General features: G+C 62.9%; 20 protein-coding genes and 1 pseudogene. 13 read left to right on the forward strand and 8 right to left on the reverse strand.

The window, feature by feature from the left end; translation table 11 throughout:
• Positions 1-197: 197 nt before the first annotated feature.
• From NF876_RS32235 to NF876_RS32245, 3 genes are read right to left on the reverse strand one after another with little or no spacing between them, the layout of a single operon-like run.
• Complete coding sequence (locus NF876_RS32235) at positions 198-1,811, reverse strand: putative N-acetylmannosamine-6-phosphate 2-epimerase (protein WP_262272232.1); 1,614 nt, start codon at positions 1,809-1,811, stop codon at positions 198-200.
• A gap of 38 nt (positions 1,812-1,849) precedes the next feature.
• On the reverse strand, positions 1,850-2,851 hold the full coding sequence (locus tag NF876_RS32240; protein ID WP_262272233.1) for a Gfo/Idh/MocA family protein: 1,002 nt from the start codon (positions 2,849-2,851) through the stop codon (positions 1,850-1,852).
• Positions 2,848-3,819, reverse strand: a complete 972-nt coding sequence (locus NF876_RS32245; protein ID WP_262272234.1) for a Gfo/Idh/MocA family protein — start codon at positions 3,817-3,819, stop codon at positions 2,848-2,850. The genes NF876_RS32240 and NF876_RS32245 overlap by 4 nt, the downstream gene beginning before the upstream one ends.
• Positions 3,820-3,932: 113 nt before the next feature.
• Here NF876_RS32245 and NF876_RS32250 point away from each other — a divergent pair, with 113 nt between their 5' ends.
• The 8 genes and pseudogenes from NF876_RS32250 (at position 3,933) to NF876_RS32285 (ending at position 12,442) form a co-directional block, all read left to right on the forward strand.
• Positions 3,933-4,655 carry a FadR/GntR family transcriptional regulator gene (locus tag NF876_RS32250; RefSeq protein WP_262272235.1) on the forward strand — a complete coding sequence of 241 codons (723 nt, stop codon included), beginning with the start codon at positions 3,933-3,935 and terminating at the stop codon, positions 4,653-4,655.
• 12 nt (positions 4,656-4,667) lie between these two features.
• Positions 4,668-6,251 carry an ABC transporter substrate-binding protein gene (locus NF876_RS32255; protein WP_262272236.1) on the forward strand — a complete coding sequence of 528 codons (1,584 nt, stop codon included), beginning with the start codon at positions 4,668-4,670 and terminating at the stop codon, positions 6,249-6,251.
• A 75-nt stretch (positions 6,252-6,326) separates the two neighbouring features.
• Entirely contained in the window at positions 6,327-7,286 is a 960-nt protein-coding gene (locus NF876_RS32260; RefSeq protein ID WP_262272237.1) for an ABC transporter permease, read from the forward strand.
• A 2-nt stretch (positions 7,287-7,288) separates the two neighbouring features.
• Positions 7,289-8,170, forward strand: coding sequence for an ABC transporter permease (locus tag NF876_RS32265; protein ID WP_262272238.1), 882 nt, complete (start codon positions 7,289-7,291; stop codon positions 8,168-8,170).
• A 20-nt stretch (positions 8,171-8,190) separates the two neighbouring features.
• The gene (locus tag NF876_RS32270) at positions 8,191-9,108 is read left to right on the forward strand and encodes a dihydrodipicolinate synthase family protein (protein WP_262272239.1); all 918 of its coding nucleotides are present in this window, start codon (positions 8,191-8,193) and stop codon (positions 9,106-9,108) included.
• A 4-nt stretch (positions 9,109-9,112) separates the two neighbouring features.
• On the forward strand, positions 9,113-10,123 hold the full coding sequence (locus NF876_RS32275) for an ABC transporter ATP-binding protein (protein WP_262272250.1): 1,011 nt from the start codon (positions 9,113-9,115) through the stop codon (positions 10,121-10,123).
• Positions 10,124-10,125: 2 nt separating this feature from the next.
• Positions 10,126-11,094 carry an ABC transporter ATP-binding protein gene (locus tag NF876_RS32280; RefSeq protein WP_262272251.1) on the forward strand — a complete coding sequence of 323 codons (969 nt, stop codon included), beginning with the start codon at positions 10,126-10,128 and terminating at the stop codon, positions 11,092-11,094.
• Between the two features lie 182 nt (positions 11,095-11,276).
• Positions 11,277-12,442 (forward strand): annotated as a pseudogene (locus tag NF876_RS32285) (N-acetylneuraminate epimerase).
• Between the two features lie 279 nt (positions 12,443-12,721).
• On the opposite strand, the gene NF876_RS43645 reads toward NF876_RS32285, so the two are convergent.
• Positions 12,722-12,997 (reverse strand): SUMF1/EgtB/PvdO family nonheme iron enzyme, encoded by a 276-nt coding sequence (locus tag NF876_RS43645; protein ID WP_373696753.1) that lies wholly within the window; start codon positions 12,995-12,997, stop codon positions 12,722-12,724.
• A gap of 178 nt (positions 12,998-13,175) precedes the next feature.
• Between NF876_RS43645 and NF876_RS32290 the strand changes: the two genes are divergently transcribed.
• Complete coding sequence (locus NF876_RS32290) at positions 13,176-16,232, forward strand: aminotransferase class III-fold pyridoxal phosphate-dependent enzyme (protein ID WP_262272240.1); 3,057 nt, start codon at positions 13,176-13,178, stop codon at positions 16,230-16,232.
• A 31-nt stretch (positions 16,233-16,263) separates the two neighbouring features.
• Here the strand turns inward: NF876_RS32290 and NF876_RS32295 are convergent, their stop codons facing one another.
• From NF876_RS32295 to NF876_RS32310, 4 genes are all read right to left on the reverse strand, one after another.
• Positions 16,264-16,707 carry an Lrp/AsnC family transcriptional regulator gene (locus NF876_RS32295; protein ID WP_262272241.1) on the reverse strand — a complete coding sequence of 148 codons (444 nt, stop codon included), beginning with the start codon at positions 16,705-16,707 and terminating at the stop codon, positions 16,264-16,266.
• 519 nt (positions 16,708-17,226) lie between these two features.
• Positions 17,227-17,580, reverse strand: coding sequence for a hypothetical protein (locus NF876_RS32300; RefSeq protein ID WP_262272242.1), 354 nt, complete (start codon positions 17,578-17,580; stop codon positions 17,227-17,229).
• A 109-nt stretch (positions 17,581-17,689) separates the two neighbouring features.
• The gene (locus NF876_RS32305) at positions 17,690-18,100 is read right to left on the reverse strand and encodes a VOC family protein (RefSeq protein WP_262272243.1); all 411 of its coding nucleotides are present in this window, start codon (positions 18,098-18,100) and stop codon (positions 17,690-17,692) included.
• Between the two features lie 291 nt (positions 18,101-18,391).
• Positions 18,392-19,099 carry a FadR/GntR family transcriptional regulator gene (locus NF876_RS32310; RefSeq protein ID WP_262272244.1) on the reverse strand — a complete coding sequence of 236 codons (708 nt, stop codon included), beginning with the start codon at positions 19,097-19,099 and terminating at the stop codon, positions 18,392-18,394.
• A gap of 279 nt (positions 19,100-19,378) precedes the next feature.
• On the opposite strand from NF876_RS32310, the gene NF876_RS32315 reads away from it, so the two are divergent.
• From NF876_RS32315 to NF876_RS32330, 4 genes are all read left to right on the forward strand, one after another.
• Positions 19,379-20,182, forward strand: coding sequence for a transporter substrate-binding domain-containing protein (locus NF876_RS32315; protein WP_262272245.1), 804 nt, complete (start codon positions 19,379-19,381; stop codon positions 20,180-20,182).
• Positions 20,183-20,257: 75 nt separating this feature from the next.
• Positions 20,258-20,929 (forward strand): amino acid ABC transporter permease, encoded by a 672-nt coding sequence (locus NF876_RS32320; protein WP_262272252.1) that lies wholly within the window; start codon positions 20,258-20,260, stop codon positions 20,927-20,929.
• Positions 20,926-21,660: an amino acid ABC transporter ATP-binding protein gene (locus NF876_RS32325; RefSeq protein ID WP_315974472.1), complete on the forward strand. Its 735-nt coding sequence runs from the start codon at positions 20,926-20,928 to the stop codon at positions 21,658-21,660. The genes NF876_RS32320 and NF876_RS32325 overlap by 4 nt, the downstream gene beginning before the upstream one ends.
• Positions 21,661-21,672: 12 nt before the next feature.
• Positions 21,673-22,191 carry an ureidoglycolate lyase gene (locus NF876_RS32330; protein ID WP_262272246.1) on the forward strand — a complete coding sequence of 173 codons (519 nt, stop codon included), beginning with the start codon at positions 21,673-21,675 and terminating at the stop codon, positions 22,189-22,191.
• Positions 22,192-22,194: the final 3 nt, after the last annotated feature.

Genomic DNA, 22,194 nt, shown 5'->3' on the forward strand with positions numbered 1-22,194 from the left:
GCGCGCAGGTGACGGCGAAAGGCGGCGGCTCAGCGCGCAGGCGCTCGCCGAGGGCGCGGCACAGGGGAGCGTTGCTCTCGAGCAGGCGCGCGACCACCTGCGGGGCTTCCTGCGCCTCGCGCAGCATTCTTGTTTCCATGTTCAGTCGCTCTGACATATCGCTCCTCAGACACTGGGCGGTCGCAAATAAACGACGGTCACGTCGTGGGGATGGTAGCACCAGCGTCCGGTGCCAAGCCCATCTCAGGGTTTCCGAAGAACATCGGCCGCTTCAGAAGATCCGCTGCGCCTAAGAGGCCGGCATCGGCGCCGAGGAGAGCCGGTGCCAAGGAAGGCTTGAGAGCAGATGGAAAGCGGAACAGAGCGGCCTCGAGACGGGGCAGGAAGCCTGGCGCAAGGCCGACGCCGCCGCCGATCACCATGACCTGCGGATCAAGAAGGGCCTGTAAACCCGGAAGAGCCAGGGCGAGATGATCAACAGCCTCGACGACAATGGCTTCCGCCCAGCTCTCTCCCAAAGCCATGGCGGCGAAAACCTGTTTGGCATCCGCATCACGGCCGATGGCGCGGGCTGCGGCTGCAATGGCGAAGCCAGACGCCAAGTCCTCCAGACGCTGGTAGCGCTTTCCCGGAACCTGCACCGGGATCTGGCCGACGTGCCCGGCAAGACCTCCGGATCCACTCAAGAGCCGGCCGCCGACAACGGCCCCTCCGCCGATTCCGCTGGATATTGTCAGAAAGAGTAGGTCACGGCCGCGGCCAGCACCGAAGCGATACTCGCCCCAAGCTGCGGCTTGAGCATCATTCAAAGCCACAGCGGGACTGCCGAAGTAATCGTTCAGGCGTGATACCAGCGGGAAGTCTGCCGGAATGGGCAGGGTCGCGGGATTGACGGCTGTCCAGAGGCCGTCCCTGATCAGACCGGTCACGGCGGCAGCCACACCACCATACTGTCCCTGCCAATCCCGTGCGACATCAGCGGCTGCTTGCAGCCATGCCTCCGCTCCATCGGCGGGTTGTGTCGGAACCTGCCGCCGCTTGAGGATGCGGTTCCCCAGGACCAACGCCACGGCCGTCTTGCTGCCGCCGATATCGATTGCGAGAACCGGCTTCGTTGGCGCTGCTTCACCTGTGATCGCGTCAACGAACCATTGCGTGATATGCTCCGGCCGGGTGATGGCAGAGCCCACAACCACCGCCGCGGCTCCTGCGCGTATGGCTGCCGCTGCGAGACGGGGCTCGTTGTACCGACCTTCGGCAAGGACCGGCTTGCCGAGCCCACAAGCCTCCCACACCAACCCGATATCAGGCATTCGCGGCGGTGGACCCATGTCGGTGTAGCCGGACATGGTGGTGCCGATCAGGTCTGCACCGAGCGCGCTTGCGTTTCTCGCTTCGGTGATCGTCGCGATGTCGGCCATGGCAACGCAGCCCCGAGCATGGATTGTCTCGATCAGCGTCCGGACCGCTACGGGCCTTGGCCGGTCGGTGGCATCGAAGGCGACAATCGCCGCGCCTGCTTCGGCAAGGGCGATAACGTCCTCAATCCAGGGCGTGATGCGGACCGGGGTTTCCGTGAGATCGCGTTTGACAAGGCCGATGATCGGAATCGAGCAGGCAGCGGCAACTGCGGCAACGTTGACAGCGCCCTCAATCCGAAGCGCGCGGGCACCCGCATTCTGGGCCGTCAGTGCAAAGCGCACGACAGATTCGGGATCGTCGAACGGCCCGCCGGGGACCGGCTGGCATGAGACGACCAATCCGCCTCTCAATGACTCGGTGAGCGCTGTGGCCGCTGGCTGAGATGTCATGACTGTTCCGAACCCTTGTGGGATGGTCGAGCGGGGCGTTACACCATCGGAGTAGCAGCGATCGAGACCTCGCGCCGGCTGCGGCTGGCCTCATGGGCCGCCTCGATGCAGGCAACCACATGGCGTCCGTAGGACCCGGTAACCGGGGAGGGCGTATCGTTGATGATGCTGGCGGCAAGGGCGCGCCACTCGCGAGCCACGGCCGCGCCCATCCAATTCGGCTCGATGGAGCCCGAAACCGACGTCCAGACGCCGCCCTGGCCGGTAGAGACACCGTGGTCAAAGTCGATCCGGATCGTCCCCTTCTCACAGACGAGATCCATGGCGAACGTCACCGCTCCGTCACGATAGCCGACGCTGGCGACCTGGCCGATCCGGCCATCGACAAAGCGCAGGCTCATCAGGGCTGCGTCATCGGCCTCCTGCTCGTGGAAGTAGGTGCCGGCCATCGCCGTCACCCCGGCCACCGGCTGACCCATGAGCCAGATCAGCCGATCGAGCGCGTGAATCCCTGCTGTCATCAGCATCCCGCCTCCTGATGCATGGTTGAGATGCCAGGGCCGTCGGTTGCTTTCCATCCAAAGCTTGATCATCCAGCTCGACCCCAAGACAGGAGCACCGAGCACGCCCGTGTCGATGATCTCCTTGGCCCTGAGGCAGGGCAGGGCGAAGTGCATCACGTGGCCGATCATGAGCTTGACCCGGGTTGCCTCTGCGGCCGCGAGCATGGCGTCGCACGCCGCCAGGCTGGTCGCCATCGGTTTCTCGAGCAGGATATGCTTGCCTGCCCCGGCGGCCGCAATGGTCATTTCTTCGTGGAGGTGGTGCGGCGTAGCGATGAGAACGGCGTCGACTGTCGGATCGTCCAACAAAGCGCGCCAGTCGCCGTAACTCTTGCCGCCATGCTCAGCCGCGAAAGCGGCCGCTGCGTCTGCGTTCTCCCGGCAGGACGCGACGAGCCTGACCTCGTCAACCTCGGTCATCGCCCGGGCATGAACCGCTCCGAAGTGGCCGGCCCCGATGATTCCTACGCCGATCATACCTTTGCCTTCTCATATGCGGCATCGATGACCTTCATCGCTGCCAGGTAATCCTCGAGGCTGACCGTCGGGCGCTCACCCGAGCGGAGCCGGTCGAACGTGTCGGCCATGAACAAGCGGTAACGCGTGCTCGGATGTTCGGGGGCGAGCATGCGGACTCCCCCGTCATCAAGGGTTGCGCATTGCGCCGTCTCGCCCCGGTCAATCAGGTAAGCGTTGCCCGTGGCGATCCGCCACTCGAAGTCCCCGCCTGGAGCCATGGAGGCGAAGGTGTAGCCTGCCTCGACCGTGAAGAGCGTTCCAGCATCGTCACACAGGACGACATGGGCGTGGTCTTCGACCGGCTCGTCATGGAGACGATTGGCGACCGAGGCTGCTACGATGCGCAAGGTTCCCTGCGCAAGCGAGAGGGCTGCATCGATGCCGTGAATACCGAGATTGCGCAGCGCTCCGCCGCCTCCGATCGTCGGGTCGAGCATCCACTCGACCCCATCCTCGCGGTAACGTCGAGGGGGGCCGTTGACGATCCGGAAATGACCATGGGCAATCTTGCCGAGACGCCCTTGCGACTCAAGCGCTGCCATTGCGCCGAAAGCGGGACCGAAACGATTGGGAAGAGGCACAGCAACGAAAATGTCTCGTTCCTGGACAGCCTTCAGGATCTCCATCAAGACGCCGGTCGTGGGGGCGGCGGGCTTTTCGAGAACCATTGGAATGCCGGCGGACACCACCTTCAAGACAAGGTCTGGAACATCCGCAGGCGAACCCATGACGACGGCCAAGTCGGGCCTTGTCTCGAACGCCTGTTCGATATGAGCACAGGCGGGGACATCGTGGGACCGGGCGAAAACGGCCGCGCTTCTTGGATCATCATCCCAGACAGCTGAGATCTCGCCGCCTGAAGATCTCACCGCATCCAGATGCATCCCAGCGTGCCAATGGCTCACCCCCAAGAGACAAACCCTCATGTCCAGTACCTATCCAACTGCCCACTTGCTGGATATCCTACAAGCTGATATGTAGCAAGCCAGATCATGAAATTTCGCCTGGATTGGTCTGCGGCCTCAAAGAGGAGTGAAGAATGTCCGGCTTGAAAGGCATAAAGCCTTTGACCAAGCCTCCCTCACTGCATGTGACAGTGCAGGAGAGCTTGCGCGGCTATATCGAGGACAATCAGCTCAAAGCCGGAGATGCGCTGCCGCCTGAGTCCTTCCTCGCTCAGCAGCTCGGCGTCAGCCGCAACTCTGTTCGGGAAGCGATCAAGGCGCTCGAGTCGGTCGGGATTCTGGAGACGCGTCGTGGCATCGGCGTCTTCGTGAAGGAATTCTCGTTCCAGCCGCTCCTTGATAATCTTGCCTATGGCCTTGGTGACGCCTTGCGGGACGTCGAAGAGCTTCGCGACCTGCGTCGCGTTCTTGAGACTGGGCTCATTCACAAGACCATAGAGATGATCAGCGAGGAAGATCTCGCTGCTTTGCGCCAGGTCACGGAGCGCATGCGTCAGCGAGCCGAGCGCGCCGAGAGCTTTGCCGAGGAAGACGAGCAGTTCCACCGGCTGCTGTTCCGCTGCCAGAACAACCGAATGCTCACCGGCCTGATCGAGGTCTTCTGGAGAGCCTTCTACAAGGCATCCAACTTCGCCAATCTGGCCAATTCCGACCCGCTCTCCACGTGGCGCGACCACCATGAAATCGTCGAGGCGGTTGCGGCGCGCGATGTCGAACGAGCTCGAGAGAGGCTCGACAAGCACTACGAGGGCATTCTCGAAGTGATCGCCAATAACAGAAAATCAACCAACGGTTAGAGGGAGGAAATGATGCAACTGAAAGCTCTGACACGAACCATCTCCGTCGCGGCATTTCTCGGAGCAACGGCTCTGACGACGTCGGTGGCGGCCCAGGAGCCGAAGACCGTCACTGGTGGCTTTGACGTCGGCCCTGGCGGCTTTCAAGGCAACTTCAACCCGCTGGCGGCGACGGGCGGGTTCACCTGGCTCAACGTCTACTTCGAGCCACTGGTCAATTACACGGCCGATCTGACGGCAATCGAAGGGGCTCTCGCCACCGAATATTCCATCAATGCCGACAAGACCGAGTACACCTTCAAGCTCGCCAAGGAGACTTGGCACGACGGCAAACCCTTTACCTCCAAGGACGTCAAGTTCACGGTCGAGCTCGCCAAGAACGGCGAGACCGGAACAGTCTTTGCCGCCCGCCTCAACGCGGTCTCCTCCGTCGAGACGCCCGATGAGCGCACCGCAATCATCAAGCTCTCGCGTCCGGACGCCGGCTTCCTGGCAACACTGACGAAGCTCATGATCCTTCCCGAGCATGCGCTTGCCGGCACAACCCCGAAGGAACTGGCGACCAGCACGTGGTGGGCGACCAAGCCGGTTGGAACCGGACCCTTCAAGTTCAAGCAATACGTGACCGACCAGTACGTCGAACTGGTGGCCGATGACGATTACCGCCTTGGCCGCCCGAAGGTGGACCGGGTGATCAACCGCTATTTCAAGAACACGGCCGCAGCCGTGGCGGCGCTGCGGGCGGGCGAGATCCAGTTCACCTATGTCGAGTCAGATGACGTCTCAGCGTTCAAGGACAACAAAGGGTTTCGCGTCATCGAGGGGCAGTCCTTCGTCGTCAACTATCTCGGCTTCAACCAGCAGGTCCCACTCTGGAAGGACTTGCGTGTACGCCAGGCCGTGATGCACGCCATCGACCGCCAAGCCATCATCGACAGCCTCTATGGCGGAGCGGCGACCGTTGCCAACTGCGGCTATGTGGCCAAACAGCTTGTCCCGGAAGGCCTGAGCCCTTACCAGTACGACCCGGCCAAGGCCAAGAGTCTTTTGGCGGAAGCGGGCTGGGACAAGATCAATGGCAACAAGCCCATCACTTGGCTCACCTATTACAATACGCCCCAAGCCGCCAACGTCATGGCGGCCGTTCAGGCGATGCTCGCGCAGGTCGGCATCAACGTGGTGCCACGCGTGGTCGACACGCCGACCTATAACGGCATCATCTACGCCGGCAACCCTGACTTTAACCAGTTCCCGCTCGTTTACGCCGGGCTTCAGAACGGGCCGGATCCGTCGGGTCTCAATATCGGCCTGAACGCGGCCCAGAAGCCTCCAGCGGGGGCAAATTTCCTGCGCATCGACATGCCGGAGCTGACCAAGGCGTTTGATACGGCGCTTGCCGAAACCAATCCGCAGCAGCTCAACGCTCGCTACCAGGATGTGTGCAAAGCGATGAACACCAATCTGCCCTGGGCCACCATGTGGGTCGCGAACCGCTACGGCGTCGCCTCGGCGAAGCTCAAGGACTTCGTCTGGGTCCCCGCTCCCGCCGGCGGACCTTACAACGCCCACCCGGAGAAATGGTCGATCGAGAAGTAAGCTCATCTGGCGGAGCATCGGGAAGGCGGCTCGTTCAGGCTTTGGCCGCCTTCCCCAAACGACAAGGGCATTCTCATGCTGTCATACATCCTGAGGCGACTTGCCACCGGCCTGTTGATGCTCGTCGCCCTGAGCATGCTCGTTTTCATCCTTCTGCGCTTAGCGCCAGGTGATCCGATCGACGCCTATGTGAATCCGAACGTTGCCATGTCCCAAGCGGAGATGGAAGCTCTAAGGACCCGTCTCGGGCTGGATCAGCCCTTACCCATTCAGTATCTCGCATGGCTGCAGGCTGCCGTCACCGGTGATCTCGGCTACTCGATCCAGCGCAATGGCGTGAGGGTTCTGCCTCTCGTCCTCGAACGGATAGGCCCCACCATCCTGCTGATGGCAGCCGGGCTTGCCATCGCAATCGTAACCGGCATCGCGGCGGGCATCCTCAGCGCTGTCAGGCGCAACTCCCCGACTGACATCGGCTTTTCCGTCGTCGCCTTCTTTGGCATTTCCAGCCCGGCCTTCCTGACGGCAATCCTCGGACTTTACCTGTTCTCGGTCGTCCTCCGCTGGGCACCGTCCGGTGGGATGCTGACACCTGGCGCCCCATTCTCGGTGGGTGACCTCCTGTCTCACCTCATCTTGCCCGCGTGCCTCCTGTCAATCGGCCACGCGGCGCTGATCATGCGCTACATGCGCGCGTCTCTCCTTGAAGTTTTGAACCAGGATTATGTCCGCACCGCCCGGGCGAAGGGCGTAAAGGAATCTTGGGTGATCATGAAGCATGCTGTCCGTAACGCGCTCCTGCCGGTCGTTACTCTCATCGGGTCAACCGTCGGCATCGCCGTCGGCGGCGCAATCTTCATCGAGAGTGTGTTCAACTGGCCCGGCATGGGCCTGCTGCTGATCAATGCCGTCGACACGCGTGATTACCCGGTCATCATGGGGGCCACGCTGATCATCGGAGCCTGCGTCATCGTGGTCAATCTCTTGACCGATATCGCCTACGCGGCGGTCGACCCCCGCATCCAGGTGGCCTGACAATGAGCGCTGCACTTGCTACCCTTGGATCCAGCAAAGGGCCCACTGCCAGAGCCCTTGGCCGGTTTGTCACTAACCGACTCGCGTTGGCGGGACTTGTCGTCCTCATCGCCATTCTCATTGCGATCCTCACCTATCCGCTCTGGTGGGCGTATACACCCAACCAAATCGACCTGCGAGCCCTCAACAAGGGCCCCAGCGCTGGTCACTGGTTTGGAACCGACGGCGTCGGGCGCGACGTCTTCGCGCGTCTGATGCAGGGCGGCCGTGTCTCGCTCCTCGTCGCCGTCATATCGGTCGGGATCTCACTGGTGATCGGCTTCCTTGTGGGGGCCATTTCCGCTTTCAGCGGCCGGCTGGCAGACGGTGCTATCATGCGCCTTGTCGACCTTGCCATGACCCTCCCGCCGGTGATCCTTCTGCTTGTGCTCGCCTCAATTGTCGGCACGGGCATCGTCCCGACGATCGCTGTCATCTCGCTGCTGTCCTGGCCGGTGCTGTCGCGCATGGTTCGCGCTCGCCTTCTTGAGCTGCGTGAGCGTGACTTCGTTGTCGCCGCACGTGGCATGGGCGCCGGGATGAGGCACCTGCTGTTTCGGCACGGCCTCCCGAACTGCATCGACATCCTCGTGGTCTATGCAACTCTGCAGATCGCGAACGCAATCCTGCTCGAGGCCGGCCTCTCGTTCCTCGGACTCGGGATTGCTCCCCCGGAGGCCAGTTGGGGCAATATGCTGAACGCCGCCCGCTCGACCAGCGTGCTCGAGCAGTATGTCTGGCAGTGGATGTTCCCGGGCGTGGCGCTCGTCATCACGGTGCTGGCAATCAACTTCATTGGCGACGGCCTGCGCGACGCCTTCGACCCACGTTCCGATCTTCCATAGCCAAGCAACAAAGGTTCCCTATGACCAATTTCCGCGGCGTCGTTCCTCCCGTTGTCACTCCTCTGACCGAGAACTTCGAGGTCGATTACCCATCCTATACCAGGGTTCTCGAACATCTCATTGCAGGCGGCGTGCATGGCCTGTTCGTGCTCGGTTCGACAAGTGAGGTCATCTTCCACGACGAGGCAACCCGGCGTCGGATCCTCGAACACACCGTAAGGGTCGTGAACGGACGCCTGCCGGTTCTAGCCGGTGTCATTGACCCGACGACAGACCGAGTCATCGGTCACGCCAAAGCGGCGCAGTCGATCGGGGCCGATGCCGTCGTGGTGACGGCTCCCTTCTATACCCGCACGAGCCAGCCGGAGGTCATTGACCATTTCCGCTACGTGCGAGAAGCGATTGATCGACCGGTCATTGCCTACGACATTCCGGTCTGCGTGCATACCAAGCTGGAGCGTAAGACAACGGTGACCCTGGCCCGCGAGGGCACCATCGCCGGACTGAAAGACTCGAGCGGCGACGACGGCAACTTCCGGTTCTGCCTGCTTGATCTCATGGATAAGCCCGACGTCTTTCTCATGACGGGTTCTGAGATCGTCGTCGATAATGTCCTTCAGATGGGAGCGCATGGCGTGGTCCCGGGCCTCGCGAATGTGGACCCGCACGGCTATGTGCGGCTGTGGGATCACGCTCAGGCAGGACACTGGGAGGCAGCACGCAAGGAGCAGGAGCGCCTGTGCCGGCTCTTTGAAATGGTCTGGGTCTCGCTCCCCCGCACCAGTGCAGGTTCAGCAGGGGTCGGTGCTTTCAAGACGGCCATGCGCGCCCTTGGGGTTATTGCCACCAACACGATGGCCCGGCCTCAGCGCTCTCTCAACGCTGAGGAAGCAGCACAGGTGGAGGACATTGTCCGTGCGTCTGGACTCGCGAGCTGAAGTCATGCATGTCGCCCCGATCCTGGATATCGCCGGCCTCAAGACGGTGTTTCGCATCGGCGGCCGTCCAGTGGCCACCGTACAGGATCTGAACCTGACGATTGCGCCAGGTGAAACCCTGGCACTGGTCGGGGAGTCCGGATCGGGCAAGTCCGTCACCAGCCTGTCGGTTATGGGCCTTCTGCCTAAAGGTGTCGGACAGGTGGCCGAGGGCTCAATCCGGTTTCGCGGCAAGGCGGGACAAACGCAGGACCTCACCCAACTCGATGCCGAGAGCATGCGGCAGATCCGAGGCAATGACATCGCCATGGTCTTCCAGGAGCCCATGACGAGCCTCAACCCGGTCTATACGATCGGCGAGCAGATCGCCGAGCCCATGCGGATCCATCTCGGTCTCAGCCACAAGGACGCGGCGGCTGCCGCGATCAAACTTTTGGCCGATGTCGGCATCCCCGATCCCGAGCGGCGTGCCAGGCAGTATCCGCACGAGCTCTCAGGCGGCATGCGTCAGCGTGCCACCATCGCAATGGCGCTCGCCTGTGATCCGGTCCTTCTGATTGCCGATGAGCCGACCACCGCGCTTGACGTGACGATCCAAGCCCAAATCCTCGACCTCCTGCAGAAGCTGCAGGCGGAGCGGGGCATGGGGATCCTGTTCGTCACCCATAACTTGGGCGTGGTGGCGGAGATCGCCGACCGGGTGGCGGTGATGTATGCCGGCCGCATCGTCGAGACGGGCACTGTTGCGGAGGTGTTTGCCCATCCACGCCATCCCTACACGATCGGGCTGATGCGATCGATCCCGAAACTGGGAGAAGCGACCGCATTGAAGCGGCAGGGTAAGCCGCTACCGACGATTGCAGGCTCTGTGCCGAGCCTTATCCAGCTTCCGAGCGGCTGCTCGTTCGCCCCACGCTGCCCCTATGCCATCGACGCATGCCGGGCGGACGTTCCACCCTTGTATGATACCGGCACTGGTCAGAGGAGCCGCTGCGTCAGATGGCAGGAGTTCTAAACATGCAGGAGGCGCTGCTCTCGGTCAGGGGCTTGACCAAGCATTTCAAGCCAACAGGCTTTTCCCGCGGATCCGTTGTGCGCGCAATCGAGAATGTATCCTTTGATGTACCACGCGGAAGGGTTGTCGGCCTCGTAGGCGAGTCAGGCAGCGGCAAAACCACAATCGGGCGGTCCGTGCTGCGCTTGATCGAGCCAACGTCCGGTGAGGTGCGCTTCAATGGCGTCGACATTACGAAGCTCTCAGCCGCCCAGATGCGCCGGCACCGCAAGAGCATGCAGTACATTTTTCAGGATCCATTCGCGAGCCTGTCGCCGCGCATGACCATCGGGCAAATCCTGACCGAAGGTCTCGAAATCCAGCATGTAGGGACGCGCCAAGAGCGGATCCAACGCGCGAAAGCCGCTCTCGCCGCGGTTGATCTCCCGGCCGATGCCTTCGGCCGCTATGCGCATGAGTTCTCAGGTGGGCAGCGCCAGCGCATCGGGATCGCTCGAGCCTTGGCGCTCGAACCCCAGCTGATCGTGGCCGACGAACCCGTTTCGGCGCTCGACGTCTCGATCCAGGCTCAGATCGTGAACCTGCTGCGTGATCTGCAGATTCGTCTCGGATTGACGATGCTGTTCATCTCGCATGACTTGGCGGTCGTCGAATACATCTGTGATACGGTCATCGTTCTGTACCTGGGGCGCATCATGGAGATTGCGTCAAGCGAGAAGCTCTATGCGGACCCGCGCCACCCCTATACGCGGGCTCTGCTCTCGGCGATCCCGTCTCCGGATCCCGCCAAGGCCCGTACTCGGCAGATTCTGACTGGGGATATCCCCAGCCCGGCCAATCCACCTTCCGGGTGTGTGTTCCGCACCCGTTGTCCGCACGCGGCTCAGCAATGTGCCGCGGTGGTGCCTCCACTCGAAGAAGTCTCCCCTGGTCACTTCAAGGCCTGCATCCGGCACGACGTCAGCGGATGACGGATTGTTGCATCAGGTCGCGTGGTTCATGGAGGGAATAAAGACAATCTCGAGCTGCGCTCCCGCGGGCGTCCCGAGTGCAAGCAGGATTGTTGCAGGGTAGACCCCCGCCGTTTCGGGAGCTGCTTCGGAAGAAGACAGTTCACCAGACTTTCGCCACAGAAAATCCAGGAGGGAGACCCATGACTTCGAAAGCTCTCACAAGATCGCTGGCCGGCAGCGCCGTCGCCATCGGTCTCTCCGTGAACGTCGCGACGGCAGGATCTGGTTGGCCAGATCTTCCGGCCGGGGTGAAGAACGGGATCTCCGCGCATATCGGCGATACGATTTATGTCGGTCTCGGCTCAGCTGGAACAGCCTTCTACTCGCTCGCTCTCAAGGATCGTGCAAAGGGTTGGGTCACCCGTTCCGCCTTCCCGGGGCCTGCCACGAATGGCGCAGCGGTCGCGACCTCGAACGGACAGATCTTCGTCTTCAGCGGCAATGGCAAGCCAGCCCCAGATGCCAAGTCTCCGATCATCTTCAGTACCGTCTACAGATACGACCCAGCATCCGACAAATGGGCCAGCGTTGATACAAAGACCCCGGTGGGATTATCAGGTGCAAGGGCATTCAGTATCCCTGACGGGCGGATCGCCATTGTCGGAGGATACAACAAGGATCTCTTCGACAAATATTTGGCTGACGTGAGCTCTACCGATAAAGATAGAAATCCGCAGGAATACGGGCGTCTGGTCAGCTCCTACATGAGCAGGCAGCCCAGGGCATACCGATGGAACGACAAATTGCTTGCGTTCGATCCCGCCGGTCGTCGTTGGAGCGAACTTGGCGATAATCCGTTCTTGCCGAACTGCGATTCGGGCCTTGTACAGACGGGTGAGGGCGCCTTCCTGATCATCAGTGGCGAGATCAAACCCGGGCTACGCACCCCCGATACCAAAGCGATCAAGATCACCGGCGACAAGGTCGAATGGGAGCAACTCCCGGATCTGCCCGCCCCCTCGCCGGACGTCCTCCAGGAAGGGATAGCCGGCCCATATGCTGGCGCCGTCGGGGCAACGTGCTTGTGGCGGGCGGCGCGAACTTCACAGGGGCTCGCGCCCGTGCTGAAACCGGGAGCTGGTTTGCTCATGAGGGACTGACCAAGGCTTGGCGCAAAGAAATTTATGTCTGGAACGGGGCCGTGTGGACCCAAGTAGGCCAGCTCCCGATTGGGCTCGCCTATGGCGCGGCATTCAATACACCTGACGGTGTGTTGATCGTCGGTGGGGAAGATGAACGAGGCACTGCTCGATCCGATGCATTCTTGCTCAAGTGGGACGGACAAGCTGTCACGATCGAAGATTAGACAGCATTCGGCTCCGTGACTGGACCGATGCCCATGTCGGATCGCTGGTTTTGCCGGACCGAGGCCCGGCTTTTTCCTACCTGCTCCATCATGACTGATGAGGCTATGAGCGAGCGGGTGGGCAGCCAAGCACTCCGACTCTCGTGACCGGTTCAGTTCCTGTAGCAACGTCCACAACGTCATATGCGAAACGAAAACCAACGTTGCTCGCGGCAGGGTGAACGGTCAGCCGGATTCAGGCAGCGATCCGGATCCCTGACCGCGACGGCATTTCGCCGCTTAGAGCTGTTTCCACTGGCGTGGAATCACCTCTGTTCTTTGCCGTGCCGCATTTTTGACGGCGAACCGGATCCACTTCGCCGAAAAATGCTCCAGCCTGCCGGCCAGGGAGCCCATCTTGAAGGGATCACCAGCCCATTCCCGGACATTTCCCGCCGTGTTGGAGGGGCCGGAACCGCTCGGTGCGACGGCCGCGACCGGGGATGTCCGTCGATAGCCGGCAGCTCGAGAATTCACATCGGGAGAGCGGCCGTGCCGGTCTCCGGCATCGTCCATCGGACATAATGGCGGTCGACTTGAGCAAAGTGACGGCCGATCGCCGAACCCTGCGGGGCGACGGCCGCCTTGGATGAGGCTAAGGTGACCTCGACCGGGGCGTGACCGAGGATTCGGATCCGCCCCTGTTCCCGCAACCGGCAGGTCGGTGATCGGGTCCGTGAAGAAGGAAATGGATATGCCGGAAGCATCGCCAACGTGTTCAACCCAGGTGGCCGACCAGACATGGTGGGCAACCGTGCTCCTGAAGCACTACGGCATCCAGGCCTCTCTCACCCCCTTGGACGGGGAATACGATCTGAACTTTGCCGTTCACCAGGATGGCGGGAGAACCCATGTCCTGAAGGTGATGCGGCCGGGATGCGAGACCTCCCTCATCGAGGTGCAATGCCAAGCGCTCGACCATATCGCGCAGCATGGCCCTGAGGTGGTCGTGCCCCGTGTCGTGAAGGCCCATGACGGATCCCGGTTCGTGTCCGCCGCCGATCGGGACGGTGAGGAACGGTTGGTCTGGCTCATCACGAACCTCCCTGGCCGCGTCTATGCGCAAACGAGCCCGCAGACCCATTCCCTGTTGCGCGAGATCGGCGCCACCCTGGCGATGATGGATCGGGCCCTCGAGGGCTTCGCCCATCCTGCCCTCGGACGAGACATCAAATGGGATCTGCGCCGATCCGGATGGATCCGCGATGCGACCGGCCTGATCGATGGCGCCGGCAGGCGGGAGATCGTCGAGCGGATCGTCGCCGCATTCGACGATGACCTGCTGGGCCGCCTCAACGCCCTTCCCACCACGGCGATTCACAACGACATCAACGATTACAACATTCTCGTGGATGCGAGCACGGGGGAGCCGCGGCTCTCGGGAATCATCGATTTCGGCGACATGATCGACGCTCCGGCGGTCGCGGAACTCGCGATTGCCGGAGCCTACGCGGTTCTCGGCCAGGAGCGACCCGTTGCGGCCCTTGCGGCGCTCGTTGCCGGGTATAACGGCGTCCGGCCGTTGAGCGACGAGGAACTCGCCTTGATCTATCCCCTCGTCCTGACCCGCCTCGCCGTGAGCGTCACGAACTCCGCCATCGTCAAGCGGGAGAAGCCGGACGACCCGTATGTCACGATATCCGAGCAGCCGGCCTGGGCCTTCCTGGAGACGAATTCTAGCCTCGCGCCCGACTGGGTCCTCTCGTGCCTTCGAGGCGCGTGTGGACGGGCCGGACATCCCCGTTCCGATGCAGTGATGGGCTGGATTGCAAGCCACAGAGGCCGGTTCGCCCCGATGTTCGGCCGGTCCCTCCATGGGATCCCGGTCATCGACCTGAGCGTCGCCGGTCCCGCATCCCCGCGCAATCCATTCGACCTTGATCCAGACGACCTGGACGACGCGGTCGCCGAAGCGATGGGGGGCGCCGACATCGCCCTCGGCCGCTATGGCGAGCCGCGCCTCATCTATACCGGGCCTGAGTTCCGGAGGGCTCCCTATGCGGGATCTCACAGGCGCACCGTCCACATCGCCGTGGACGTGTTCATCGATGCCGGCACCGAGGTCCGGGCACCCCTCGACGGCATCGTGCATGCGGTGGAGCTCCGCACCTCGCCGCTGGACTATGGTGGCGTCGCCGTCCTGGAGCACACGACGCCGGACGGCGACAGGTTCTATACGCTCTACGGTCACCTGGCCGCGGACGTCATCACGCGTCTCGCCCCCGGACAGGCGGTGGTGGCCGGAGAGGTCATCGCTCTCATCGGCGACCGGGCGGAGAATGGCGGCTGGACGCCTCACGTCCATTTCCAGCTCGGCCTGACCACCCTGGGTCGCGGGGCGGATTGGCCCGGCGTCGCCGATCCCGACGAAGCCGCCGGATGGATGGCGCTCTACCCCAATGGGGCGGCCCTCCTGAACCTGGCCGATGAGGAGACCGCCGCCGTCACTGTCGCGACCGACGCCGTCCTGCCGCAGCGCAGGAAGCGCTTCGCCCAAAACCTGAAGCTCTCCTATCGCAGGCCGATCACCTTGCTCCGTGGGTATAAGCAGTTCCTGTTCGACCAGGACGGCCGGACCTACCTCGACGGGTACAACAACGTCCCGCATGTGGGTCACTGCCACCCGCGGATCGTCGCGGCGGCAGAGCGGCAGAACCGGCTGCTCAATACCAACACGCGGTATCTGCACCCGGCGCAGGTTGACTATGCGGAGGCGCTGACGTCGCGGCTTCCGGATGAGCTGAGCGTCTGCTTCTTCGTGAACTCGGGAAGCGAGGCGAACGAGCTCGCCCTGCGGCTTGCGCGCGCCCACACCGGAGCCGTCGACACGATCGTGATGGATGCCGGCTACCATGGGAACACCAACACGGCGATCGACATCTCTCCCTACAAGTTCAACGGTCCGGGAGGACGGGGCGCGCCGGACTGGGTCGACGTGGTGCCCGTCGCCGATCCCTACAGGGGTCCGTACAAGGGAACCGACCCGGAGGCAGGGCGCAAATATGCCGATCACGTCCGCGCCGCCATCGAACGGGTCCAGGCGCGTGGCCGGAGGGTCGCGGCGTTCATTTGTGAAATCTTTCCAAGCGTCGGCGGGCAGATCATCCCGCCCCCGGACTACTACCGTCATGCGTATTCGGCTGTCCGATCCGTCGGGGGCGTGTGCATCGCGGACGAGGTGCAAACCGGTCTCGGGCGCATCGGCACCCACCAATGGGGTTTCGAGACGCAAGGGGTCGTGCCCGACATCGTCGTCCTGGGCAAGCCCATGGGGAATGGACATCCCATCGGGGCCGTCGTCACGACCCCGGCGATCGCCGCCTCATTCGCAAACGGGATGGAGTTCTTCAGCACCTTCGGCGGGAGCACGCTTGCTTGCGTGATCGGCCGCGAGGTCCTTCGCGTCGTCGACGAGGAGGCCCTTCAGGCTCGGGCCCTGGATGTCGGTACGTTCATGCTGGATGGACTGCGCGGGCTCCAGAACGAACACGCGGTGATCGGCGATGTCCGAGGCTCCGGCCTCTTCATCGGCGTGGAGTTGATCGAGGATCCTGACACCCTCGAGCCGGCGCAAAGGCAGGCCTCGTATATCGTGAACCGCCTTCGCGAGCATCGCATCCTGATCGGGACCGACGGGCCGCACGACAACGTTCTCAAGATCAGGCCGCCCCTCTGCTTCACCCGGGAGGACGCATCCCATCTCCTGGACCGCCTCGCTGCCATCCTCAGGGAGGAACCCTGCCGCGTGTAGCGGCGTGGCGATGCGACGAGGGATGAGCGTTTCAGGACAATACGGTTCTGAAGTTCGTTGCCAGAACCATGTGGGTTCGCACGTCGGCGACCCCGGGCAGGGTCGAAATCCGGTCCCGAACCCTGTTGAGGGTTTCGACCGCGTCAGCGGCGACATCCAAGACGAGGTCGATGTCGCCAGCCACCGACCGGCATTGGATGACCTCGTCGATCTGCCGGATGGCGTCGACGACGTCATAGGCGGGCGTCTTGTCGAGCTTCACGAGCAGGATGGCTTGGTTCGGCCTTGGCGAGAGGCCGGACGACAGGATGGCGCAATAGCCTTGAATGAAACCATCCCTCTCCAGCCGCCGGAGGCGAGCCGTCAGGGTGCTGCGGGACAGGCCAACGGCACTCGCCAGGTGTTTCAAGGGTTCGCGACCGGAGCGCGCCAGGATCTTGAGGATCTGGCGGTCGGTTTCGTCGAGTGCTGTCATGATGCTCCTCCAGCTCTGGTCATCGCACGAAAGGCTTTCAATCCGCTTGTCACCTGAGAGGCTTAGGCCGATGACGGCTGCCGGGAGGGCACGGAACGACGCCATGAGAGAGATCTTGCTGGCCGAAGGCAAGAGGGTGGCGGGGACGCATGGCATTTGCATCTCCGACAGCATGGAAACGACCGGTGAATGAGTCAGGCGGCGTTCCTTGCCTGCGTCGAGCCTCTGGTGCCGGCACCGCACCCGTTGGCTAGCGCATCGGATGAGGCTCTAGGAGACCCATTGAACCATTCAGCGCTGGAGCGGGCATATCAAGGGAAACGGCTGCCGGAAGAGCTCGGGCGAACGAACCCGCAGGGTGTGATGCCTCCCTGTCTGAAAAGAGTCGCAAGGCTTCGAGGCGCAAGGTTCACCGTCAAAACGAACGGAAAGGGCGCGGCCTTCAGGCTGCTCCTTCAAGGCCTTGCATCGGAAACGGGGGCGGCGCGGCGTCCGCGCCCGCTGCCCCCAACTCCCCCATCAAAGACCGAAGCATGGGCCGCCGAACACCGAGCGAATGCAGGGCGATCCGCCGCGCCTGCTCCCCGAGGACGTGACCGTCACTCCGCCCTGAGACTCTCGCGGTACGCGGTGATCCCGCACGATCGGGGACGTGCGATGGTCTCTGATCACGGGTTCTTCCCGATGATCTCGGACGATCACGGGGGCGCGATGATCGCGCACGACAGGCGGCATGCGATGGTCGCGAACCACGAAGCCGCTGCCATCATAGCCGCGGTCACGGGCTGCGGCTGCGTCGTGTACGGCAAGAACAGCGAGACTTGCAGAGAGTGCGATGGCAACGCGGGTCAATGTCCTGATATCAGCTTTCATGGATGGCTCCTCTTCGACACGTGAGGAGCTTACGATGGGCTCCATCCAGCATCTGTGATGGAGATCACAGGCTTGATGTCGCCGCCTGGGCTGTCTGGCTCGCGGCCCATCAATCGGCCCTTGCGGCGTTGATCTCGATGACGTTGCGGTCAAGGTCGAGAATATAGATCTGCGGGTATCCGATCCGCATCGAGGTCCTGATGCCCATCGGATCATCTGGGCCCGTGTCCTCGCGGTAGCCTTGGGCTTTGAGCGCCTCCAGGGCCTGCCTGTAGCTGGCGACCCGAAGGGCGAAGTGGATGTCGTTGGTATCCATTCCTTTGGAAGCCCGGAATGTTGCCTGAGCATCCCCGACAACCAGATGCAGCTCTTTGCTGACGCCGACCCGGAACCACGCCCCGGCCACCGGCAGGGCGGGCCGCGGGATCTCGGTCAGGCCGAGGATCTCCCGGTAGAAACGACGGGAGCGCTCCAGGTCCGAACAGGGGAGAGCCAGATGATGGAGGTCGGTTATCTCCATGATCCTCTCCTGGCTGGCCTCCGTCGGCTCACCTTGAGCAACGGCTGGAGCGCATCTGGTCACTATGGCGGGTCTTGTTGCGCCCGGCAATTCGCCTTGGGAGGGATCGAAAGAACCCCTCACCAAGAACCCCTCACCAAGAACTCCTCCCTTGGGGTGAGCCCCCGCTTCCGGCCGACCCCGATCGTCGTGGAGGGCAGAGGCTCTTCAGAACCTTCCCCAGAATGCGGCTTTCCGGAGCATGGATCGGCGGTTGGACCTCCGTGCCGGGCCCGGGAGGAAAACCTCTCCTCAGAGCGAAACGCCGAACCGGCCTGCCGCCGAGCGGATATGGCTTTGCATGGCCAATTCCGCCGCGTCAGGATCTTGGCTGGCGATCCCCTCCAGAATGGCCTCGTGCTCAGACACGGTTTCATTCAGCCGATCGAATTGCGCCATCGGAAGGCGCTGACTTTCGACGAGCATTTCGCGGACCGGCCGATACATGGCGGCGAGAACCGGGTTTCCGGAGAGCTCAAAGATCATGTCGTGGAATTCGGTGTCGTTGACGGCGAGACTGATCACGTCGCCCGCCTCGAAGGCGGTTCGCATCGCATCGGTGCACCGTCTCAGGCGCTCCTCGGCGGGTTTGTCGATGCGCGCGGCTGCGAGCCTCGCAGCGTAGCCTTCCAGCCCCAGGCGTGCCTCGTAAACGTCGGCCGGCGTGCAGCGATCCGAGTAGCGCCACAGCGGCCGGCGGGCATCGGCTTTTGCGACGAAGACTCCGCTGCCCGCCCGTACGGTCACGAGCCCCATGGTCTCCAGCACGGTCAGGGCCTCCCGCACGGACGGACGGCTGACGCCCAGCTGCTCCGCCAGCTCCCGCTGAGAAGGAAGCCGCTGGCCGGCCTTGAGGCCGCCCTTCAAGATCAGGCGCTGGATCTGATCGACGATGCCGCGTGGCACAGGCGTGCGGTCGGCGAGCTCCAACTCGGACAGACTCACTGCATCACTCGTCATCGGCCACCCCCATCTCGGTCTCGCATGGAAAGCTCATGCTGCGTCGGGCTGAGCCCATGAGCCTCATTTTTGATCATCCCTGGACCGCATTTTAATCGCCCCGGATTCCGGATTGGCCTTGACCATGCGCCAGGATGGCTGCACGATCAACTGGTCAGATTGGTCAGACCAGTTTGGCCAACACGTCCGGCCGACGCAAGCGTCTGAGGAGCCGGCTACCAGATGGCAGCAGAGAATCGGTCGCCGGCCATGGAGCCGGCGTGCAAGATGGAGGACCAGATGTCAGCGAAATTCACCCGGCGCGGCACATTCGTCGCAGGTTTAACGGCCGTGTTCGTCATGTCGGCAGGGACGATGGCCTCTGCGGCCGACATGAAGGTCGGAGCGAACGTCGGCAACGTTCCGTGGGAGTTCCAGAACGAGAAAGGCGAGATCGTCGGTTTCGAAATCGACCTTGCCAAAGAAGTCGGCAAGCGCCTGAACATGAACGTGTCGTTCGTGAACATCCCGTTCAACGGATTGTTTGCTGCGGTGCAGTCGGGTCAGGTCGACGCCGCCGTATCCTCGATCACCATCACCAAGAAGCGCCTCGAATCGGTCTCGTTCGCCCAGCCCTATTACGACAGCGACCAGTCGCTGGCGGTGCGAGCCAATTCCGGCATCAAGAACCTGGAAGGTATGGCGACCAAGGTGGCCGCGGTCGATACGGGTTCGACCGGCGACATGTGGTCGACGCAGAACCAGCAGAAGTACAAATTCTCGGACATCCGCCGTTATGAGGGCTTGGCTCCCGCCATGCTCGACCTCGCGGCGGGCCGCATCGACGGCTATGTCAGCGACATCCCGGCCGTCCAGTATTACATCAAGGACAAGCCGATCTATCAGGTGGTGGAGCGCATCCCGACGGGCGAGCAGTATTCGATGATGTTCGCGAAGAACAGCCCGCTGGCGGAAAAGGTCAATGCCGAGATCACGAAGATGAAGCAGGACGGAACCCTGGCGAAGATTCACGAGCAGTGGTTCGGCGCCAAGGCCGAGCCGGATTCGGCAACCGTCAAGGTCATGGAGATGCCCAAGCTCTGACGGCAACTCTCCCCGAGCGTCCGGCCTCCGCGCCGGGCGCTCGGCATGGTCACGAACATCGAGGTGCTGCCCGTCATGTCCATCTTCGACACCTTCCTGAACTGGAAGGTTTTCGTTCAAACGCTACCGCTCCTGCTGTCGGGTCTGACCACGACGCTGACTTTGGGCGTGACAGCCATCGTCCTGGGCTTCATCGGCGGCCTGGTCCTCGCGCTGCTCCGACTCTATGCCGGCTCACCTCTCAGGCAGATCGCCATCGCGTATATCGACGTCTTCCGCTCCATCCCGATCCTGGTCCTGCTCGTCGTCATCTACTATGCGCTGCCATTCGTCGGGCTGCGGCTTTCCCCCTTTGGGGCCGCGGCCTCCGCCCTGAGCCTCGTCTCCGCCGCCTATTCCGCCGAGATCGTCCGGGCCGGCATCGAGGCCGTGCCGACGGGTCAGTTCGAGGCTGCCCGCGCCTTGGGTCTCAGCCCCTGGCGGCGCATGAGCGACGTGGTGCTGCCGCAGGCGCTTCGAATCGTGATTCCACCGATCACGTCCAACTCCATCAACGTGATGAAGGACACCGCGCTCGCGTCCGTGGTGGCGATGCCGGACCTGCTCAAACAGGCAACGCAGGCCCAAGCGTTGGCGGCGAACCCGACGCCTCTCATCAGCGCGGCCGTGATCTACATTCTGCTCCTGATGCCGCTCGTGCGGCTCGTGGGGGTTTTCGAGAAGCGGCTTGCGGTGAGGGGACGATGACGCGCCCGATTATCGAGATGAGGAACGTCGTCAAGTCGTTCGGTCTGTTCAAGGCGCTGCATGGCGTCAACCTCCAGGTGAAGGAAGGCGAGATCGTCGTCGTCATCGGCCCGTCCGGGTCGGGCAAGTCCACGCTGATCCGCTGCATCAACCAACTCGAGGAGCACAACAGCGGCGAGATCATCGTCGACGGGGCGGAGGTCGGCCGCGGCCGCAAGAGCACCGTGCTCACCGAGGTGGGAATGGTGTTCCAGAGCTTCAACCTCTTTCCGCATATGACCGTTCTTCGCAACGTCGCGCTCGGCCCCGTCCGGGTGCGCGGACTGTCGTGGGCTTCGGCCGAGGAGCGCGCTCGGCGCCTGCTGACCCGCGTGGGTCTCGAGGGTCACGTGGAAAAATATCCGGCGCAACTCTCAGGCGGGCAGCAGCAGCGCGTCGGAATAGCCAGGGCCCTGGCCATGGAGCCGAAGGTCCTGCTCTTCGACGAGCCGACCTCCGCCCTGGATCCGGAGATGGTGGGCGAGGTCTTGGACGTGATGCAGCAACTCGCCAAGACCGGGGTCACCATGGTCGTCGTGACTCACGAAATGGGCTTTGCACGCCGAGTCGCCGACCGGGTCGTCTTCATGGACGGGGGTCGAATCATCGAGGAGGGGCCTCCCGACGAGATCTTCAATGCGCCACGCGATCCGCGCCTCGGAAGCTTCCTTCAGGCCGTCCTGTCACACTAGGCTGAGACATCCGTGCAGACCCTGTTCCCAAAACGCTTGACGCCGTCGGCCTTCAGCCCTTTCGGCGACGTGCTGTCCTTCGACCCGGACCGCAGCCGGCTGGTCAATGACGGGCGGGCCCTGCGCTTCGATACCGACACGCGCTTCGACCACGCATCCCCCGATGGACAGCCCGTGCTTGCCGTCTACCGGGCCAGCGGCGGGCCGCTGCCGATGCGGCTCTCGACCTTCGAACGGCACCCTCTGTCCTCGCAGACATTCGTGGCTCTTTCCGTCGAGCGGTTCCTGATCGTTGTCGCTCCGGAGGATCGGACCGGGCTGCCCGATCTCGATCGCGCCGAAGCCTTCGTGGGCCATCGGAGCGAAGGCGTCAACTACGCCCGCAACCTCTGGCACGCTCCGATCGCGGCGATCGGCCCAGACGGCGATCTTCTCATGTTCATGTGGGAAAGCCGCTCCCCTGAAGATTGCGTTTTCCACCACCTCCAGGAGCCGCTTGTCGTCGGCTCGATCCAATCGTCCGCAGAATAGGTG

It is taken from the genome of Microvirga yunnanensis, assembly GCF_025460875.1.

Coding starts and splice junctions, on each gene's coding strand:
- NF876_RS32300 (WP_262272242.1), bottom strand. CDS start 17,580: ATGAAAGCTGATATCAGGACATTGACCCGCGTTGCCATCGCACTCTCT.
- NF876_RS32265 (WP_262272238.1), top strand. CDS start 7,289: ATGAGCGCTGCACTTGCTACCCTTGGATCCAGCAAAGGGCCCACTGCC.
- NF876_RS32295 (WP_262272241.1), bottom strand. CDS start 16,707: ATGACAGCACTCGACGAAACCGACCGCCAGATCCTCAAGATCCTGGCG.
- NF876_RS32270 (WP_262272239.1), top strand. CDS start 8,191: ATGACCAATTTCCGCGGCGTCGTTCCTCCCGTTGTCACTCCTCTGACC.
- NF876_RS32260 (WP_262272237.1), top strand. CDS start 6,327: ATGCTGTCATACATCCTGAGGCGACTTGCCACCGGCCTGTTGATGCTC.
- NF876_RS32305 (WP_262272243.1), bottom strand. CDS start 18,100: ATGGAGATAACCGACCTCCATCATCTGGCTCTCCCCTGTTCGGACCTG.
- NF876_RS32280 (WP_262272251.1), top strand. CDS start 10,126: ATGCAGGAGGCGCTGCTCTCGGTCAGGGGCTTGACCAAGCATTTCAAG.
- NF876_RS32320 (WP_262272252.1), top strand. CDS start 20,258: ATGTCCATCTTCGACACCTTCCTGAACTGGAAGGTTTTCGTTCAAACG.
- NF876_RS32325 (WP_315974472.1), top strand. CDS start 20,926: ATGACGCGCCCGATTATCGAGATGAGGAACGTCGTCAAGTCGTTCGGT.
- NF876_RS43645 (WP_373696753.1), bottom strand. CDS start 12,997: ATGGACGATGCCGGAGACCGGCACGGCCGCTCTCCCGATGTGAATTCT.
- NF876_RS32250 (WP_262272235.1), top strand. CDS start 3,933: ATGTCCGGCTTGAAAGGCATAAAGCCTTTGACCAAGCCTCCCTCACTG.
- NF876_RS32255 (WP_262272236.1), top strand. CDS start 4,668: ATGCAACTGAAAGCTCTGACACGAACCATCTCCGTCGCGGCATTTCTC.
- NF876_RS32290 (WP_262272240.1), top strand. CDS start 13,176: ATGCCGGAAGCATCGCCAACGTGTTCAACCCAGGTGGCCGACCAGACA.
- NF876_RS32240 (WP_262272233.1), bottom strand. CDS start 2,851: ATGATCGGCGTAGGAATCATCGGGGCCGGCCACTTCGGAGCGGTTCAT.
- NF876_RS32275 (WP_262272250.1), top strand. CDS start 9,113: ATGCATGTCGCCCCGATCCTGGATATCGCCGGCCTCAAGACGGTGTTT.
- NF876_RS32315 (WP_262272245.1), top strand. CDS start 19,379: ATGTCAGCGAAATTCACCCGGCGCGGCACATTCGTCGCAGGTTTAACG.
- NF876_RS32235 (WP_262272232.1), bottom strand. CDS start 1,811: ATGACATCTCAGCCAGCGGCCACAGCGCTCACCGAGTCATTGAGAGGC.
- NF876_RS32310 (WP_262272244.1), bottom strand. CDS start 19,099: ATGACGAGTGATGCAGTGAGTCTGTCCGAGTTGGAGCTCGCCGACCGC.
- NF876_RS32245 (WP_262272234.1), bottom strand. CDS start 3,819: ATGAGGGTTTGTCTCTTGGGGGTGAGCCATTGGCACGCTGGGATGCAT.